The 13,528-nt window shown below is 72.8% G+C and carries 13 protein-coding genes; 11 read left to right on the forward strand and 2 right to left on the reverse strand.

What is annotated here, in order from left to right; genetic code table 11:
• The first annotated feature begins 8 nt into the window (after positions 1-8).
• The 9 genes from MNY62_RS05850 to MNY62_RS05890 all read left to right on the forward strand — a co-directional run bounded on the left by MNY62_RS05850 (position 9) and on the right by MNY62_RS05890 (position 8,293).
• On the forward strand, positions 9-725 hold the full coding sequence (locus MNY62_RS05850) for a glycine cleavage system protein H (protein WP_242343173.1): 717 nt from the start codon (positions 9-11) through the stop codon (positions 723-725).
• A gap of 14 nt (positions 726-739) precedes the next feature.
• The gene (locus MNY62_RS05855) at positions 740-1,081 is read left to right on the forward strand and encodes a c(7)-type cytochrome triheme domain-containing protein (protein ID WP_242343174.1); all 342 of its coding nucleotides are present in this window, start codon (positions 740-742) and stop codon (positions 1,079-1,081) included.
• Positions 1,082-1,173: 92 nt separating this feature from the next.
• Positions 1,174-1,875: a glycine cleavage system protein H gene (locus MNY62_RS05860; RefSeq protein WP_242343175.1), complete on the forward strand. Its 702-nt coding sequence runs from the start codon at positions 1,174-1,176 to the stop codon at positions 1,873-1,875.
• Positions 1,876-2,413: 538 nt separating this feature from the next.
• On the forward strand, positions 2,414-3,454 hold the full coding sequence (locus tag MNY62_RS05865; protein WP_242343176.1) for a cytochrome c3 family protein: 1,041 nt from the start codon (positions 2,414-2,416) through the stop codon (positions 3,452-3,454).
• Positions 3,451-4,194: a formate dehydrogenase subunit gamma gene (locus MNY62_RS05870; RefSeq protein ID WP_242343177.1), complete on the forward strand. Its 744-nt coding sequence runs from the start codon at positions 3,451-3,453 to the stop codon at positions 4,192-4,194. The genes MNY62_RS05865 and MNY62_RS05870 overlap by 4 nt, the downstream gene beginning before the upstream one ends.
• On the forward strand, positions 4,172-5,161 hold the full coding sequence (locus tag MNY62_RS05875; RefSeq protein WP_242343178.1) for a M48 family metalloprotease: 990 nt from the start codon (positions 4,172-4,174) through the stop codon (positions 5,159-5,161). Before MNY62_RS05870 ends, MNY62_RS05875 begins: the two co-directional genes overlap by 23 nt.
• On the forward strand, positions 5,158-5,742 hold the full coding sequence (locus MNY62_RS05880; RefSeq protein ID WP_242343179.1) for a hypothetical protein: 585 nt from the start codon (positions 5,158-5,160) through the stop codon (positions 5,740-5,742). Before MNY62_RS05875 ends, MNY62_RS05880 begins: the two co-directional genes overlap by 4 nt.
• Positions 5,739-7,640, forward strand: a complete 1,902-nt coding sequence (locus MNY62_RS05885) for a histidine kinase (protein WP_242343180.1) — start codon at positions 5,739-5,741, stop codon at positions 7,638-7,640. The genes MNY62_RS05880 and MNY62_RS05885 overlap by 4 nt, the downstream gene beginning before the upstream one ends.
• Complete coding sequence (locus MNY62_RS05890) at positions 7,637-8,293, forward strand: response regulator (RefSeq protein ID WP_242343181.1); 657 nt, start codon at positions 7,637-7,639, stop codon at positions 8,291-8,293. The genes MNY62_RS05885 and MNY62_RS05890 overlap by 4 nt, the downstream gene beginning before the upstream one ends.
• Positions 8,294-8,364: 71 nt before the next feature.
• Here MNY62_RS05890 and MNY62_RS05895 read toward each other — a convergent pair whose 3' ends face one another.
• Positions 8,365-9,663, reverse strand: coding sequence for a hypothetical protein (locus tag MNY62_RS05895; protein WP_242343182.1), 1,299 nt, complete (start codon positions 9,661-9,663; stop codon positions 8,365-8,367).
• A 221-nt stretch (positions 9,664-9,884) separates the two neighbouring features.
• Here MNY62_RS05895 and MNY62_RS05900 point away from each other — a divergent pair, with 221 nt between their 5' ends.
• Positions 9,885-10,691 (forward strand): glycosyltransferase family 2 protein, encoded by an 807-nt coding sequence (locus MNY62_RS05900; RefSeq protein ID WP_242343183.1) that lies wholly within the window; start codon positions 9,885-9,887, stop codon positions 10,689-10,691.
• Positions 10,691-12,205, forward strand: a complete 1,515-nt coding sequence (locus MNY62_RS05905) for a hypothetical protein (protein ID WP_242343184.1) — start codon at positions 10,691-10,693, stop codon at positions 12,203-12,205. The genes MNY62_RS05900 and MNY62_RS05905 overlap by 1 nt, the downstream gene beginning before the upstream one ends.
• Positions 12,206-12,231: 26 nt before the next feature.
• Here the strand turns inward: MNY62_RS05905 and MNY62_RS05910 are convergent, their stop codons facing one another.
• Positions 12,232-13,266, reverse strand: a complete 1,035-nt coding sequence (locus tag MNY62_RS05910) for a cytochrome c3 family protein (RefSeq protein WP_242343185.1) — start codon at positions 13,264-13,266, stop codon at positions 12,232-12,234.
• Positions 13,267-13,528 lie beyond the last annotated feature (262 nt).

The following is a 13,528-nucleotide window of genomic DNA, read 5'->3' on the forward strand; positions in this document are numbered from 1 at the left end:
AGGACGCCATGGCTCATGACTTCCTGAGCATCTACCCGGCCAAGCTCCTCGAGTACGGCCTCGCCGTCGCCTACCTGCTCATGTTCATCCCGTTCTGGCGCTACGTGCAGGGCGGCCGCGCCCAGGAGGCGGTGGTCCCCGTCACCGCGCCCCGTCCCGTCGCGCGCCCCGCCGCCGTGCGCGCCGCGCGGCCCACCGCCGGGTGGTTCCAGCTCCCCGCTGGCCTCCACCTGCACCCCGGGCACACCTGGGCCCGGCTCGAGAACGACGGCCTCATCGCGGTGGGCGTGGACGACTTCGCCCACAAGCTCGTCGGACCCGCCCGCGTGGATCTCCCCGCGCTCGGCGAGAGGGTCCTCCAGGGCGAGGCCGCGTTCGCGATGGGCGACGAGGATCGGACGGTCCCGCTCCTGTCCCCGGTGGACGGCACCGTCGTGGCGGTGAACGCCGGGGTCCGTGACGGCAAGGACGGCCTCGAGGACCCGTACGGCGCGGGCTGGCTGTTCAAGGTGAAGGCCACGCGCCTCGCCGCGAACCTGCGCCAGCTCCTGACGGACGGCCCCGCGCGCCACTTCCTCGAGGACGCGGGCGAGCGGCTCGCCCTGCGGATGAGCCCCGAGATCGCCCACGTGCTGCAGGACGGCGGCACGCCCATCCACGGCATCGCGCACGCGCTCGCCGGAGACGAGTGGGAGCGGCTCGCCCGCGAGCACTTCCTCACCTAGGGACGGAGACGGCCATGACGACGACGAAGCTCATGAGGATCGGCGCGGTGCTCGGGGCGCTCATCGCGGGCGGCGCGCTCGCCGACGGCCTGCCGCGGCTGCCGCAGCCGCTGCAGCTCCCGCAGGGCGCGGACAGCCCGGGGGTGGTGACGTTCCGCCACGACAGCCACCTCGACGCGAAGAAGCCCGCGTGCGTGGGCTGTCACTCGGGGAGGTTCAGCATCCTCGGCCGCTCGGGCGAGCGCCCGGGCGCGAAGGTGACGCACGCGGCGATGGAGAAGGGAGAAGCCTGCGGCGCGTGTCACGGCAAGCAGGCGTTCGGGTTCGACGACTGCACGAGCTGTCACGCGCAGTGAGCTGGGGGGCCGCCCGCCCCGATCGCGCGAGCGGAAGGGGCGGGCGGGTTGTCGCGGCGCTCGGAGCGCCGCACCGGAGCGAGGAGGGGGTCATGTCCGCGGTGATCGAGGTCTTCCAGGCGATCGGCGTGTTCCTCGGCGGGATGGTGGCGCGGTTCGGGGTCTTCCTCGCCATGATCGCGCTCTTCGCGGTCCCCGCGGTGGTGCTGGCGCTCGCGCTGCGCGCCATCGACCGGCGGCGCGAGCGGCGCCTCGGGCTGCGCAGCGTGTCCGGCGTGCTGTTCCGGCCGGGGCTCGTCTACGCGCCAGGCCACACGTGGCTGCAGCCGCGCATCGGCGGCGCCCTCGAGCTCGGCATCGACGGCCTCGCGCAGCGGCTGCTGCCCGCGGTGTCGGCGGTCGAGGTGCCGCGCGCCGGGACGCAGGTCGCGCGCGGCGAGACCATCGCGACGCTCTCCGGCGGCGGGCGAGAGGTGCGCGTCCGCGCGCCCGTGCCCGGCGTCGTCGCGGGCGTGAACGCGGCGGTCGTGCGGGACCCTGCGCTCGTGAAGCGGGACGGCTACGGTCGCGGGTGGCTCGTCGCGATCTCCCCCGCGGACGGAACGTGGGCCTCGCTGCCGCACGGCGAGGCGGCGGAGGGCTGGATGCGCCGCGAGGCCCTGCGCTGGAACCGGTTCCTGGAGGATCAGCTCGGGTTCGCCGCGGCGGACGGAGGCGAGCTCGTCGCTCCCGCGCCATGGCTCATCGGCGAGTCCGGCTGGCGCGCGCTCGCGACGGCTTTCCTCACGGTGTGAGGCCGGCATGGTGCGGCAAACGACCACGGCCCGCATCTCTTTCGCGGACTCCCCGAATCAGATTCACCGTCCGGAAATAGCGCGACACGGCGCCGCACGCCTTCTCGGCCAGGGCGTGCGGCTGTTCGCCGCGCCACTCGTCGCGATCGGGGCGTTCCTCGCGGGCGCACTGTACGTGATTCTCCTGCCAGTCTGCGGGATTGCCTCGATCGCGCAGGGCCTCGCGGCCGGTGGCTGGCGGTTCCTCCGGGCGACGCCCCTGTTCGGGCCGCGCTCTCGGGTGATTCGGCGTTGATTGGAATCAAACCTCCCCCGACACGTCATCGTATTTTGCGAAAATTGCGCAAAATGCCGGGGAGGCGTGCGATCACTGCGAAGTTTGCGTAACGGTCCTCCCGCCGCGCCACGGTGGAATGTTGCTGGGTTTACGCGGTCTTAAGCGCCTGAACCCGTTGGACATCGCCCCCTCCTCCCTGGTAGGAATCGCTCGTCCGTTTCGTGCAACGGATTGAGACCGACTCCCTCCAGGGTGGGGCCAATGAAGAGATTTCTACTGCCGCTCCTCGTCGCTTTCGCCGCATCCCCGGCCTGGGCCGGGATCCCGGCGGAGTCCGAGGACTGCCTGGGCTGCCACAGCGACCCGGATCAGACATACGACCTGCCGAGCGGCGAGAAGCTGTCGCTCTACGTGAACCAGGAGGCCTTCGCCAAGTCGGTGCACGGCGAGACGCTCCGGTGCACGGAGTGTCACACCGACAAGACGAGCGACCACGCAACCGGTCAGCTCAAGTTCAAGACGCGGCGCGAGGTCACCCGCGCGTATTACGAGCAGTGCAAGGGCTGTCACTTCGCGAACTACACGAAGACGCTCGACGGGGTGCACTTCGCCGTGATGGCGAAGGGCAACGACAAGGCCGCCCTCTGCGTCGACTGCCACGGCGCGCACGACATCTCGCGCCCCGGGCAGCCGCGGGCGCGCATCTCGCAGATGTGCTCGGGCTGTCACGGCCAGGAGGCGGCGATCTACGCGAAGAGCGTCCACGGGCGCCTGGCGGGGTCGAGCTCCGACGTGCCAGTCTGCACCGACTGCCACCGCGCGCACGACACGACGGACCCGCGCGACGGCGCGCTCGCGGCGCGGACCCCCGAGATCTGCGGCCGTTGCCACACCGACGAGAAGCTCATGAAGCGGTACGGCCTCTCGACGAAGGTCGTCGACACCTACCTCGCCGACTTCCACGGCATGGCCGCGAGCCTGCAGCAGGGCAAGAAGAAGGGCCCGGGCGTGCGCCTCGCCGCCGTCTGCACCGACTGCCACGGGGTGCACGACATCGAGAAGGCCGACAGCCCGAACTCCTCCGTGATGGCCGCGAACCTCCAGAAGACCTGCGCGAAGTGCCACGAGGGCGCGAGCGAGAGCTTCCCCAAGGCGTGGCTCTCGCACTACGAGCCGACGCCCGAGAAGGCGCCGATCGTCTGGGCGGTGCAGCTCTTCTACAAGCTGATGATCCCGTTCATGGTGGGCGGGCTCGTGCTCCAGATCGCGCTGCACCTCTGGCGCGTCGTGGTGAATCGATGAGCAACTACATCGTCCGTTTCAGCCTCAAGCAGCGGATCGAGCACTTCGTCACGATGACGACCTTCGCGGCGCTGTGCCTCACCGGCCTGCCGCAGAAGTTCTACACGACGGGGTGGGCGCACACGCTCGTCGATCTGTTCGGCGGCATCGACAACACGCGCTGGGTCCACCGGTTCTTCGGCGTGCTGCTCGCCGTCTCCACCGTCGTGCACTTCGCGAGCGGCATCGCGGCGATCCTGTCGCGCAAGATCGGCTTCTCGATGGTCCCGACCAAGAAGGACTTCGAGGACGCGATCCAGCAGCTTCGCTACTACCTGGGCATGACGGATCAGCACCCTCAGTACGATCGCTTCACCTACAAGGAGAAGTTCGAGTACTGGGGCCTCGTCGCCGGCAACGTGATCATGGTCGTCACCGGGTTCATGCTCTTCTTCCCGGTGAAGGCCGCGATGCTCATCCCTGGCCAGATCATCCCGGCCGCGAAGGTGGCGCACTCCAACGAAGGCCTCATGGCCTTCTTCGTCATCACCGTCTGGCACATCTTCAACGCGCACCTCAACCCGGACGTCTTCCCGTTCGACGCGTCGATCTTCACCGGCAAGGTGAGCCGGGAGCGCTACCTGCACGAGCACCCGCTCGAGCTCGCGCGCCTCGAGGGCGGGCTGCCGCCGGACGCGCACGGGCACGGCGGGCACGGGGACGCCTCGTCGGGGCACGGTGGAAAGCGCGTCGTGGGCTGACATCCTGGCGCAAGCCATCTTCCACACCCTCGTCGCCTCGCTGTTCGTCGAGGCGCTGGTGCGGAGCTGGGGCGTGCGCGAACCTCGCCAGCGGATGGCCCTCCGCCTGACGGCGCTGGGCTATCCGCTGGTCCTGTTTCCGGCGCTCGTCGCGCTCTTCCCGGCGCGCGGCGAGGAGGGGTTCCGGGAGGAGCTCGCGCTCTTCGACGCGCGCAGCTGGGAGACGGTCCGGCTCCTCGGCGTCGGCCTGTTCTGGTGGTGGCTCACCGCCTTCGCGGCCGTTGGGGCGGCGCTGTTCCTCATGGATCTCTGGCCGGTCCTGCGCGGCCGCGGTCGCAGGGCGCCGGCGGGAGAGCTGCCCGATCCCGCGAGCGCCGCGGTCCTCGCCGCCGAGCTTCCGCGCGCCGCGGCGGCGCTCGGCATCCCGGAGCCGCCGCTCGTGTTCCTCGGCCGCGACCTGCCGGTGCTCTTCTGCACGGGCGTGCGGCGGCCGGCCCTCGTCGTGTCGCGGGGGACGCTCTCGCGGCTCGACCGCGACGAGCTCGCCGCCGCGCTCGCCCACGAGCTCGCCCACGTCGCCGGCCGCGATCCGCTGAAGAGCTGGATCGTCATGGGGCTCCGCGCGGTCATGTTCTGGAATCCGGCGTTCCAGGTGGTCTCGCGCGCGCTCGCGCGCGACGCGGAGTGGCTCGCGGACGAGCGCGGCGCCGCCGCGTGCGGGGACCGTCTGGCGCTCGCGAGCGGGCTCCTCGCGCTCCACCGGGCCACGGCCGGAGCGAGCATCGTGCCGCGCTCGCTGCCCTTCGCCGCCGCGCTCGCCGAGCCGCTCGCGCGGGTCCGCTCGCACGACATCGAGGTGCGGTGCCGGCGGCTGCTCGACGGCGCGCCCGCCAGGCTCCCGTACGGCGGCGCACGTGTGGCGCTCGCGGGAGGGGCGCTCGCGGCGCTGCTGTTCTTCGTGGTATGACCGAGCGTACGACCATGGGCGCGGAGCGGGCGAACGGCGCGGGCGTGGAGATCGCCCGGATGCTGGCGACGCTCGCGTACGTGCTCGCGGGGACGGCGGCGGGGATCGCCGGCCTCGGCGCGCTCCCGCGCGTCCTCGCCGGCGACAAGGGGCCGCACCGGGCCGCGTCCATCCAGGAGGCGGAGCGCCGCCTCGGCGCGCGCATCCTCCTCCCCGGCTACTACCCCGAGCGCCTCGCCTGGCCGCCCGCGGAGATCCACGTCGCCGGGGGGCGCCACGGCTCGGTGCGGCTCGCGTTCGCGGCGCGCGACGACGGGGGGGCTGGCCTCGAGCTCATCGCCGCGGTGGAGGCGGGCGAGGAGATCGCCCCTGCGCTCCTCGCCGACCGCACCGTGCTCGCCGCGCGGCCCACCGTCGTGGGCGGGCACCCGGCGACGCTCGCGTCGGTCCTCGTCGAGGGCGCGCCGTGGCAGGAGCTGTCCTGGACGGTGAACGGCCGCCCGGTCGTGCTCCGGACGCAGGGTGACCTCGACGAGCTCGTGCGGATCGCGCGGAGCCTGCACGGGGTGAGCGGGCGATGAGCGCGGCGGGCCATGCGGTCGGCGGGATCTCGCTGCGCACGCGGGTGTACCTGCTCATGGCGATCGGGATCTTCTTCCCGATCGTCCTCATGGCCGCCGCGGGCCTCTACTGGATCCGCGGGTTCGACGAGCGGATCCTGGCCGGCCGCAACGCCGCCGCGGGCGCGGTGGCCGCGCACTTCGACGAGGGGCTCACCGCCGACCTCGAGTCCCTGCAGCGGCTCGCCTCGGCGCTCTCCGCCGGCTTCGGCGACGCGGACCTCTCCGACGAGCGGCGCCTGGTCCGCTCCGGCCACGAGTCCTTCCGGCACCGCGACACGATCTTCCTCCTCGATCGCGAGCAGAACGTGATCGCGGAGGAGCCGATCGGCGCGGTCACGGAGGTCCCGCTGGCCGCCCAGGCCCTCGTGGACGAGGTGCTCGCGAGCGGGCGCCCGCGCCTGTCCGGGCTCGTCCTCGAGGCGCGCGGGCCGGTGATCCACGAGCTCGTCCCCGTGCGCAGCTGGAAGGGCGAGGTCGTCGGGGTCATGGGCGGGACCTTCCGTCCCGACCGGCGCGACTTCGGGCGCATGCTCGAGCACCTTCGCCGGGGACGCACCGGGTTCGCCGACCTCCTCGACGCGGACGGCCAGGTGATCGCCTCGAGCGAGCGGGGGCGCGCGGGGCGGGAAGCCGGGTGCAAGGGCGGGATCCGCAAGCTCCTCGAGGCGCGCCGCACCACGTCGGTGAGCTGCCGCGAGTGCCACGAGGACGGGAGCAGGCCGGCCACCAACGACGAGCTCCTGACCTTCGCGCCGCTCGGGAGCGCGCCGTGGGCGGTCGTCGTGCGGCAGCCCATCGCCGAGGCGCTTCCTACGCAGGGCGCGGTGCCCTGGTACTTCGTGGGCTTCGGGCTCTTCCTGCAGCTCGCGCTCGTGGGCACGTTCGCCTGGGGGGCGGCGCAGAGCGTCACGCGGCCCGTCGGCGTGCTCACCTCGGAGGCGGAGCGGATCGCCGGGGGCGAGCTCGACTGGCCCATCCCGGACCTCGGCTCGGACGAGGTCGGCCGGCTCGGCACGGCGCTCGAGCGGATGCGCGGGGCGCTCCGCGCGACGCTCGCGCAGGTGGCCGAGGTGAACGCGCAGCTCGAGCACCGCGTCGAGGAGCGGACCCGCGAGCTGAACGACGCGCTCGGGCAGCTCCGGGAGCGCGACGCGGATCGCGGCCAGCTCCTCCGAAAGGTGATCACCGCCCAGGAGGACGAGCGGAAGCGGATCGCCCGGGAGCTGCACGACGAGACGACGCAGAGCCTCGCGGTGCTCGCGATGGGGCTCGAGGCCGCGCAGGACGCGATCAAGGCCGGGATGACGCCGCGCCTCGACGAGGTGAAGGCGGTCGCCGTGCGCACGCTCGAGGACGTGCACCGGCTCATCCTCGATCTCCGGCCCTCGGTGCTCGACGATCTGGGCCTCTTCTCCGCCATCCGCTGGTACGCGGAGCGGAGCCTCGAGACGCGCGGGATCTCGGTCCGCTGCGAGTTCGGCGAGCTCGATCGCCGCCTGCCGCCCGAGCTCGAGACGGCGCTCTTCCGCATGTGCCAGGAGGCGATGAGCAACATCGCCCGGCACTCCCAGGCGACCGCCGTGCTCGTGCAGGTGGGGATCGAGCGCAACGAGATCCAGATCGAGATCGAGGACGACGGGCGGGGGTTCGACGTCGCCGCCGCGGCGCGGCGCGAGGGGCGTCGCCCCTGGGGCCTGCTCGGAATTCGCGAGCGCGCGGAGATCCTCGGGGGCTCGGCCCGGATAGACTCTGCGCCGGGGCAGGGGACGCGGGTACAGGTGCGCGTTCCGCTCCCCTCGGCCGAGCCGCCGCGGGCCGAGGGAGCGAAGGAAGGGCGGGGAGGAGTCGTCGCATGAGCAAGATCCGCGTCGTCATCGTGGACGACCACGCCATCCTGCGCGAGGGCATCCGCGCCCTCCTGCAGCTCCACGCGGACATCGAGGTGGTGGGCGAGGCCGCGGACGGCAGGGGCGCCATCGCGGCGGTCGAGCAGCTCGATCCCGACGTCATCCTCATGGACATCGCCATGCCCGGGCTGGGCGGCATCGAGGCCGCGCTCGAGATCAACAAGCTCGGCAGGCGCACGAGGATCCTCATCCTGTCGCAGTACGAGGATCGCGAGTACGTCCGGAGGCTGCTGAAGGCGGGGGTCGCCGGCTACGTCCTCAAGAAGTCCGCCGGCTCCGAGCTCGCGAACGCGATCCGCGCGGTGAACCGCGGCGGCCTCGTGCTCGACCCCGAGGTGGCGCGCACGGCCATGCAGGACGCCGGGCAGGCGACCACCGGCGCCGCCGTCGATCCCTACGAGGCGCTGACCGACCGGGAGAAGCAGGTCCTGAAGCTCGTCGCCGAGGGACGCAGCAACAAGGAGGTCGCGGACGTGCTCGGCATCAGCGTGAAGACCGCCATGAGCCACCGCGAGCACGTCATGGAGAAGCTCGGCGTGCACAACCGGACCGAGCTCGTGCGCTTCGCGATCAAGAAGGGCGTCATCCGGATGGACGAGTGAGTGGGCCTCGGCCGGGTGCGCGCCCTCGTCGCGCTGCGTGACGGGGAGCCGGGCTCCCAGGGCGGCCCGAGTCAGGCCTCCGCGGGGATCCGCCGCAGCTCGACGAGCGACAGGCCGAAGGCCGCGAGCAGGATCAGGTTGCGGGCGACGACGCAGCCGATGGCGGCAGGATCGAGGGCGATGAACCGGAAGTAGTTCGCCGGGAACTCGATCTGCGTGAGCACGAGGGCTCCCAGGAGGAGCGCCCCGAGCGCGCGCCGCTCCGGCAGGAGCAGCGCCACGGTGGGCAGGAGCCAGATCAGGAACTGGGGCGAGAGCACCTTCCCGAACGCGATGAAGGCGAGCAGCACGGACGTGACCGCCAGAGGAACCAGCGAAGGGCACTCCCGGATCCGCGCGCGTCGCCGCCAGATCAGCGCGTAGGTCGAGGCGAGCGCGGCCAGCCCGAGGATCCCCGACAGGCCCGCGATGGCGTCCGCGCCCGGCGCCACCACGTTCTGCGAGCCGAAGTCGTTGTCGATGCGCAGGTCGACCGCGCCGAGCAGCCGAGCGATCCAGATCGGGGTCGCGAGGACGCTCTCGACCTGAAGCGGACGGAGGCGGTGGTACGCGAACACTCCCGCGAGCCCCGTGATCCCCTCGGGCACGTACGGCAGGAACGGAGCTGCGGCCGCCGCAGCGAACGCGACGCCGGCGCGGAGGGCGGCGCGCGGAGAGGGGGCGAGGAGCAGCACGAGCGGGAGGAGGATGGCCGGGACCAGCTTGAGCGCGAACCCGAGCCCGAGCGCGATCGCGGCGGCCCAGCACCAGCGGTGCACGAGCAGGAGCACGGTCGCCCCGAGCACTAGCGCGACCGCTGCGTCGTAGCGGTTCGCGATGATCGCGCCGGTGGCGCCCACCGCGACGGCGAATCCCGCCGCGCTGACGTAGGGACGCCGGCCGGTCTCCCATATCCGGGCGGCCGCGGCGGCGGTCACGAGCGCCGCGCCGCCGCCGAAGGCGAACATCACGTGCGCGAACCGCCACGCGTACGGGGCGATGTCATCCGCCGGCCCGGCGAGCGCGAGGAGCGGCACGACGAGGGGCGGATACTCGAGCTTCACGTCCACGTACGGCCTGCCGCCGCGGGCGAGGGCGGCCGCGTACTCGTAGTAGAGCTGGATGTCGGACAGATCGAAGAAGAAGTACCCGATCGCCTTGACGCCGAAGACGTACTCGAGGGCGACGACCACGAGGACGTAGGCGCCGAGCGCGGCGGCGGCGATCCCGAGCAGGCGGGGCAGCTGCGCGCCTTTCGCGGGGTCCGCGGGGAGGTCGCGCTCGGGCCCGGGCCTTCCCTCGCGCGGGGCACCGCGCGCGTGAACTTTCACGGACTCTGCTCCTCGATCGGCACGGAGACGCGAACGGTATTCGAAACGGCTCCGGGGTTCCAGGGCGGCCAGGCGCCGCCACGCCGGCTCCGGTGTCGGACACCCCCCGGAGTCCGGGGACTCGAGGGCGCGTCCCGCTGCGACGTCGTCGAAGCGGACGAGCGTGCGTGCCCCGTGCTGCGCGCGGTATCATCGCGCTCCCTCGAATCGTTGGGAGCGGCATGATCTCCGGAAAGCGGGTGTGCGTCGTGATGCCGGCCTACAACGCCGCGAAGACGTTGCGGCGCACCGTCGACGAGATCGATCGCACGGTGGTGGACGACGTCATCCTCGTCGATGACGCGAGCCGGGACGACACGGTCGCGGTGGCTCGCGAGCTCGGGCTCCACCACGTGGTGCACGAGGAGAACCGCGGGTACGGCGGCAACCAGAAGACCTGCTACGCGGAGGCGCTGGCGCGGGGCGCGGACATCGTCGTGATGCTGCACCCCGACTATCAGTACTCGCCGGCGCTCGTCCCGGCCATGGCCGCGATGGTGGCGAGCGGGCACTTCGACTGCGTCCTCGGCTCTCGCATCCTGGGGGTCGGTGCGCTGCGCGGCGGGATGCCGCTCTGGAAGTACGTCGCGAACCGCTTCCTCACGTTCGTCGAGAACCTGCTGCTCGGGTACAAGCTGGCCGAGTACCACACCGGTTACCGCGCGTTCTCGCGCGAGCTGCTCGAGGCGCTGCCGCTGGAGGAAAACTCCGACGACTTCGTGTTCGACAACCAGTTCCTGGCCCAGACGCTCTGGTTCGGGTTCGAGATCGGCGAGATCTCGTGCCCGGCCCGCTACTTCGAGGAGGCCTCGTCCATCAACTTCCGGCGGAGCGTCAAGTACGGGCTCGGCGTGCTCGGCACGGCGATCGAGTTCCGCCTCGCGCGGCTGGGGCTGCGCAGGCCCGCGCGCCTGTCCGAGACCGGCCGCAGGCTCGTGGTGCTGCCGCCCCCGCCGGCGCAGGCGATCTCTCGCGGCTGCGGGGCGTGATGCCATCCCTCCCGCGCTCGAGCGCCTTGCCGGCGGCCGGGGCCGAGGAACGCCTGCCGGGGGTCGTCCTCGTCCCGATCGCAGCGCTCGCGCTCGCGTTCGGGCTCGGATGGTCGGACGGATTCCTGGATCCGGTCGGGCTCGTGCTCGTGAGCCTGAGCCTCGCGGCGGTCGTCGCCGCGCTCCTCGTCGGACGCCCCGCGGGAAGAGCTGACGGCGCCGGCGCGCGCTCGGGGACGCCCTGGTCCTCGCGGATCCTGTGGGCCGGGGTCGCCGCGAGCGTCGTCTACGACGCGATCGTCGTCCCCGGATATTTCGTTCCGCCCGAGACGCTCGGCGCCTTCCGGCCCGTGCTCGCGGTCGCTGCCGTGGCGGTCCTGAGCTACCTCTGGGCCCGGGCGCCTGCGCCCGTGGTGCGGTTCCGCTTCCCGGTGCTCGTCGGGGTGGCCGCGGTGCTCGGCGGCATCGTCATCCGGGCGTCGCCCCGTCCGCCGATCGACGTCTGGTACTTCCAGCAGATCGGGTCGCTCGCGATCATGCGCGGCGTGGACCCGTACCTCGTGGCGTATCCGAACATCTACGGACCGTTCACGCCGTACTACGCGGCGTCACTGCTGAGCCCGGACCACGCGTACGTGCTCGGCAACCCGTATCCGCCGCTCACGCTGCTCCTGGCGATCCCGACGGCGCTGCTCGAGGCCGACGTTCGCTGGACGATGCTCGCCCTCGTCCTGTTCTCCGCCTGGGCGGTCCGGCGGCTGGGGCGCGGGTCGCGCGCGGCCGAGCTCGCGGCCGTGCTCGTCCTGCTGCAGCCCCGGACCTTCTTCGTCGTCGAGCAGTCGTGGACGGAGCCGACGGTGCTCGCCTCGACGCTGCTCGCGCTCCTCGCGGTCGAGGCATCGTCGCGCCGCGAGGCATCGCCCGGCGGCGCGGGGGTCATCGGCTGGATCGTCACGGGGCTCGCCGGCGCGGTGGCGCTGAGCAGCAAGCAATACGCGCCGCTGCTCCTCGCGCCGGTGCTGTTCGCGCTGCCGGCGGCGCGCCGCTGGAAGACCGCGGCCCTCGCGGTCGCGGGCGCGGCGCTGGTCCTGCTGCCCTTCGCCGTGTGGGACGCGCCCGCGCTCTACCGCAGCATCGTCGCTTTCCAGCTGGAGCAGCCCTTCCGACCGGATTCGCTCTCCTGGCCCGCGCTCGTCGTGCGCGGCGGAGGCCCGATCCTGCCGGCGTGGCCTGCCGCGCTGATCGCGGCGGCGACGATGGCGCTCGCAGCGGTGCGGAGGCCGTTGTCGCTGGAGCGGGCGGTCCTCGCCGGCGCCGCCGCGTGGCTCGCCTTCGTGGTCTTCAGCAAGCAGGCGTTCTGCAACTACTACTGGCTCGTGGTGGGCCTCTTCTGCGCCGCGGTCGCCTTGCGGGCGGGGAGCGACTCGGCGGCAGCCTCGCGCCCGGCCCCCGAAGAGCCGTCCTCGTCCGTCGTGGCGGGGCGCGCAGCGCCGGAGCAGTCCGCGGCGCGCTGATGGGGGGCGGCGGCTCCCCGCCATCTCTACTGGAGCGGGATGCCCGCGGCGATCGTCGCGAACACGGTGCCGCCGCCCACCTCCTGGCCGAGCGCGTGGCTCCGCGTCAGATCGGCCACGCCGGTGATCGACACGTCGATGGTCTCGACGAACCGCTGCCGCACGGACCAGATCACTCCGATGCGTGCCCCTGCGGCAGGCAGCAGCGTCGCCGTCGGACTCTCCACGATGTCGAACCCGCCGAGGCCGAGCGCGACCACCTCGACCCCGTCGTGCACCGGGAAGCCCTTCCCGACGCCCAGGAGCCCGAGGCTCCGCGCCCGGCTGCCGCCGACCCGGTCGAAGCTGTGCGACAGGACCATGTGCTCCTGCCGCGAGAGGAGGCGTACCGCCGGGCCGAGCCCCGTTCCGCCTGCGAACCCGACCTCGAGCACGCGCCGGAGCGGCACGCCCGCGGGGCTCGATGGCACGCTCTCGCCCGCCGCGACCGTCGTGAGCGATGTCGCGGATGCACGGGGCGGCCCGGGACGCCCGGAGTCGACGGCGCCGCCGCGCGTCGCGGCCAGCGAGCTGGCCGTCGCGGCTGACGACGGGGTCGTCGCGTCCGCAGGCGCGGCGCCCGCACGCGCGATCTGGAGCGGCGGCGTCTCCGCGACGTTCTGCGCGAGCAGCGGCTTCTCGGCGGGGGCGGGGAGGACGTGGCACCCCCGGCACGTGAGCGGCCCCGCCTGCTGCTCCTTGTGGCATCCGCGGCAGCGCTCGTGGGCGAGCCTCGGGGTGAACTCGATCTTCTGGATCGGCCCCTCGCCGTGGCAGCTCACGCAATGCGCCCTGCGGGCGAGGTGAGCGGGGTGATCCACCGTGACCGTCCCGTAGGAGCGCGTCTGGAGCGCGATCTGCTGAGGCGCGGGAGGGAGCGCCCGCTCCGCGAGCTCGGGCACGAGCCGTGAGCCCGCGCCGAGCATCGCGATCCGTTCCGCATCCGCGGGCGCGTCGAGCGCGGTGGCGGCGCCGACCGAGAGGAGCGCCGCGAGCGCGATGATGAGCTGCCCACGGGGCATGGCGCGGCAAGGTACACGAACACGCGGACCTACACGAGCGGCCGACCGACGCGGGAATCGTACTCAATGCGACGGACGCGCGAACGTCAGGGGATCGCGGGACGCGATCTCGGAGCGCACGCGCGGAAGGGCGTCGCGGGAGGCGGAGCAGCTCGGGACCTTGAGACCGTGAAGGAGATTGCCGAGCCGCGGGGGGCCCCCCGGGGGGGGGCGGGGGCCCCCCCCCCGGGGGGGTTTAGGAGGGCGGGTGGCCCGCCCCGCC

Origin of the sequence: Anaeromyxobacter terrae, assembly GCF_022690685.1 — a bacterium.
In the GTDB taxonomy this organism is placed as follows: Bacteria; Myxococcota; Myxococcia; order Myxococcales; family Anaeromyxobacteraceae; genus Anaeromyxobacter; species Anaeromyxobacter terrae.

Bases quoted from the DNA above. Each gene is read 5' to 3' on its own strand.
- MNY62_RS05910 (WP_242343185.1), bottom strand. From the start codon at position 13,266: ATGCCCCGTGGGCAGCTCATCATCGCGCTCGCGGCGCTCCTCTCGGTC.
- MNY62_RS05890 (WP_242343181.1), top strand. From the start codon at position 7,637: ATGAGCAAGATCCGCGTCGTCATCGTGGACGACCACGCCATCCTGCGC.
- MNY62_RS05865 (WP_242343176.1), top strand. From the start codon at position 2,414: ATGAAGAGATTTCTACTGCCGCTCCTCGTCGCTTTCGCCGCATCCCCG.
- MNY62_RS05880 (WP_242343179.1), top strand. From the start codon at position 5,158: ATGACCGAGCGTACGACCATGGGCGCGGAGCGGGCGAACGGCGCGGGC.
- MNY62_RS05860 (WP_242343175.1), top strand. From the start codon at position 1,174: ATGTCCGCGGTGATCGAGGTCTTCCAGGCGATCGGCGTGTTCCTCGGC.
- MNY62_RS05870 (WP_242343177.1), top strand. From the start codon at position 3,451: ATGAGCAACTACATCGTCCGTTTCAGCCTCAAGCAGCGGATCGAGCAC.
- MNY62_RS05905 (WP_242343184.1), top strand. From the start codon at position 10,691: ATGCCATCCCTCCCGCGCTCGAGCGCCTTGCCGGCGGCCGGGGCCGAG.
- MNY62_RS05850 (WP_242343173.1), top strand. From the start codon at position 9: ATGGCTCATGACTTCCTGAGCATCTACCCGGCCAAGCTCCTCGAGTAC.
- MNY62_RS05900 (WP_242343183.1), top strand. From the start codon at position 9,885: ATGATCTCCGGAAAGCGGGTGTGCGTCGTGATGCCGGCCTACAACGCC.
- MNY62_RS05885 (WP_242343180.1), top strand. From the start codon at position 5,739: ATGAGCGCGGCGGGCCATGCGGTCGGCGGGATCTCGCTGCGCACGCGG.
- MNY62_RS05855 (WP_242343174.1), top strand. From the start codon at position 740: ATGACGACGACGAAGCTCATGAGGATCGGCGCGGTGCTCGGGGCGCTC.